The organism is Crenalkalicoccus roseus (genome assembly GCF_004761865.1).
GTDB classification, from domain to species: domain Bacteria; phylum Pseudomonadota; class Alphaproteobacteria; order Acetobacterales; family Acetobacteraceae; genus Crenalkalicoccus; species Crenalkalicoccus roseus.
Window position 1 is genome coordinate 1 of record NZ_SJDM01000089.1, and the last position, 3,183, is coordinate 3,183.

A 3,183-nucleotide genomic window follows, 5' to 3' on the forward strand; every position below is an offset into this window, starting at 1 on the left:
GCATGAGGTGGAACCACATCAGCTTCATGGACGCTCCTTCGTGCTTGTCCCGGCCCGCCCGCGCGTGGCGGCCGGCGGCCCTGCGGCCGCACGTCGGGGGAAGCTTAGGCAGTTCCCGGAAGGGGCGGAAGGCGCTTCCGCCGGCGGGGGCGTTCAGGTCGCCGCGCCCGGCGGCTCCCCGTCCTCGGCGCTGTTCGCTCCCTCCGCCTCGCGCTTCAGGCGCAGGTAGCTGCGCGCCGAGAAGGGCAGCATGGCGGCGTAGATCAGCCCCGCCGCGCCGAGCGCCGCCCAGGGCTCGGTCAGCAGGAAGGCGACGTAGATGCCGATGCCGAGCAGCATCGGCAGCACGTATTCGGAGCGGACCTTGAAGTTCTTGAAGCTCCAGGTGGGCAGGGTGGAGACCATCAGCCCGCCCACCACCACCAGCACCGTGCCGGCGACGAGCTGGTGCTGCATGAAGGCGGCCATCGAGGTCCAGCCCCAGTCGCGGAAGGCGAGGGCGAAGAAGATCGGGCAGAGGGCGAGTCCCGCCCCGGCCGGCGCCGGCACGCCGGTGAAGAAGCTCTGCGCGTAGGCCGGCTTCGGCGCCGGGCCGGCGAGCGGCACGCTCGGCGCCTCGACCAGCGAGGCGTTGAAGCGCGCGAGCCTGAGCGCGGCGCACACCGCGAACAGCAGGCAGGGCGCGAAGCCGAGGCCGCGCGCCTCGTGCATGGTCCAGAGATAGAGCAGCAGCGCCGGCGCCACGCCGAAGCAGAGGAAGTCGGAGAGGCTGTCGAACTCGGCGCCGAAGCGGCTGGTGCCCTTGAGCAGCCGCGCCAGCCGCCCGTCGATGCCGTCGATCGCGCCCGCCACCACGATCAGCGCCGCCGCGTGCTCCCACCGCCCGTGCAGGCCGAAGCGGATGGCGGTCAGCCCGGCGCAGAGGCCGAGCAGGGTCATGATGTTCGGGATCAGCCGGTTGAAGGAGGGGCCGCTGTAGCGCGGCCGGGTGCGCCGGCGCAGGCGGCGCAGCCGGCCGCGCAGCGAGGTGTCGCGCGCCGCCTGCGTGCGTTCGGCCGCCTCGCTCACGCCGGCGCCTGGCCGGACAGGGCGGCTTCCGCCTCGGCCCGCCCGGCGGCGGCGCCGGGGACGAGTTCGGCGATCACCGTCTCGCCGCCGATCATGGTCTGGCCCTCGGCCACCAGCGGGCGCACACCCTCGGGCAGGTAGACGTCGGTGCGGCTGCCGAAGCGGATGATGCCGAAGCGCTCCCCGGCCTGCACCATGTCGCCCTCGCGCAGGTCGCAGAGGATGCGCCGCGCGATCAGCCCGGCGATCTGCACCACGGCGAGGTCGCGCCCGTCCGGCAGGCGGATGGCGATGGCGTTGCGCTCGTTGTCCTCGCTCGCCTTGTCGAGGCTGGCGTTGAGGAAGGCGCCGTGGCGGTAGGCGATGCGCGTCACCACCCCGTCGGCCGGCACGCGGTTCACGTGCACGTCGAACACCGAGAGGAAGATCCCGACACGCCAGCGCGGCGCCGGGCCGAGGCCGAGTTCGGGCGGCGGCGCGGCCNGCGGCGCCGGGCCGAGGCCGAGTTCGGGCGGCGGCGCGGCCGGTGCCACGCTCACCACCTTGCCGTCGGCCGGCGCCAGCACGAGGCCGGGGCGGCCGGGCGGCACCCGGGCGGGGTCGCGGAAGAAGAACAGGCAGAACAGGGCGAACAGCGCGCCGAGCCAGAAGGCCCAGCCGCCGAGCAGCAGCCCGCCGACCACCGCCACCACCGCACCGCCGATCAGGAAGGGCCGGCCGGCCGGATGCGGCGGGGCCAGCACCAGCCGCAGACTGCGTCCGATCGCCATGGCGCTGGGTTATGGTGCCTTCGCCCGGCGCGGGCAACCCTGGGGCGGGCGGCGCCCGCCGCCGCTACCCGGGCGGCTCGGGCAGGGCGAAGATCTGGCCCGGATAGATCCATTGCGGGTCGCGGATCTGGTCGCGGTTGGCCTCGTAGATCACGGTGTAGCGCACGCCGCGGCCGTAGATGCTGCGGGCGATCCGCCAGAGGTTGTTGCCGGGCTGCACCACCACCCGCCCGTCGCGCAGCAGCACGTGCGGCAGGCGCTCGCGCTGGAACGGCACCTCGATGCGGGCGGCGACACCCCCCGTGGGCGCGAGCTGGTCCACGCGCAGCGTGTGGCGGCCGATGCCGGGCTGCTCGGCCGGGGTCATCTGCCAGCGCCCGGCCTCGTCCGCCACCGCGTCGCCGAGATGCCGGCCCGCCGCGTAGAGCCGCACCGTCGCCCCCGGCGGGGCGCTGCCGGCGAAGCGCATCTCCCCGGTGTCGTCATAGTCCACGAGGTCGAGGCCGAGACGGGTGCGCGCCTGGGCGTCCCGCGCCGGCCCCGCCGGCGCCGGCGCCTGCAGCACCCGCGGCGCCGCGGCGGCGCCGGTCGGCGGCAGCAGCACCGCGATCGGGCCGGAGGGGGCCTGGCCGCCATCCCCGGCCGGCCGCGGCCAGGCGCTCTCCGCCGGCGCGGGGTCGGGCACCACGAGCAGCACGGTGTCCGGCCCGCCCACCGCCTCGCCGCCGGGCAGGCGGGCGAGCAGCGCGAGCTCGCGCGCCCCCGGCGGCAGCGGCTCGGCGGGCAGGATCACCCATTCGCCGCGCCCGTCGGCGCGGGCCCGGCCGAGCTCCCGCCCGCCTTCGAGCAGCGTCACCTCCGCGCCCGGAGCGGCACGCCCCGCCGTCACCAGCATGCCGCGGCTGCCCACCCGGGCGACGTCGAAGCGCGGCGGCTCCGGCCGGGCCAGGGGCGCCGGCGCGAGGACGGGGGGCGGCGGGGCGGGGGCGCGGAGCGCGGCGGCATCGGGCAGGCGCCGCGGCTGCAGCGGCGGGAAGGCCTCGGGCAGCAGCGCCCAGGCGGTGCCTATGGCGGCAACCGCCATGACGCCGAACAGGGCGATCCGCCGCGCCATCATTCCGACTGCCATTGCCGCACGACCATGGCCGCGGGGCGCACCGCGGCGGCGCGCTCACAGGCCGCGGACCAGGAGCCAAATAAACAACAGCGGCAGGCCGCCCGCAACCAGCCAGCCCAGCGGTTCCGCCGGGCGCCCGCGCAGCGGCGGCGCGAGGGCGGGGCCGAGCCAGAGCGCCGCCAGCGGCGCCGCGGCCGCCAGCCAGTCCGCCGCCGCGCCGCGCGCCAG

At 76.8% G+C, this 3,183-nt stretch carries 3 protein-coding genes; all 3 read right to left on the reverse strand.

The annotated features are described in order from the left end of the window. Positions 1-153: 153 nt before the first annotated feature. A complete protein-coding gene (locus ET526_RS20880) occupies positions 154-1,068 on the reverse strand; it encodes a CDP-alcohol phosphatidyltransferase family protein (protein WP_240048521.1) in 915 nt (304 codons plus the stop codon). Next, the gene (locus ET526_RS20885; protein WP_135470997.1) at positions 1,065-1,838 is read right to left on the reverse strand and encodes a phosphatidylserine decarboxylase; all 774 of its coding nucleotides are present in this window, start codon (positions 1,836-1,838) and stop codon (positions 1,065-1,067) included. The genes ET526_RS20880 and ET526_RS20885 overlap by 4 nt, the downstream gene beginning before the upstream one ends. 64 nt (positions 1,839-1,902) lie before the next feature. After that, entirely contained in the window at positions 1,903-2,967 is a 1,065-nt protein-coding gene (locus ET526_RS20890; protein ID WP_135470999.1) for a LysM peptidoglycan-binding domain-containing protein, read from the reverse strand. Between the last annotated feature and the right edge of the window lie 216 nt (positions 2,968-3,183).

What these genes read in the sequence shown, in the direction of transcription:
- ET526_RS20890 (WP_135470999.1), bottom strand. Translation starts at nt 2,967, where the DNA reads ATGGCAGTCGGAATGATGGCGCGGCGGATCGCCCTGTTCGGCGTCATG.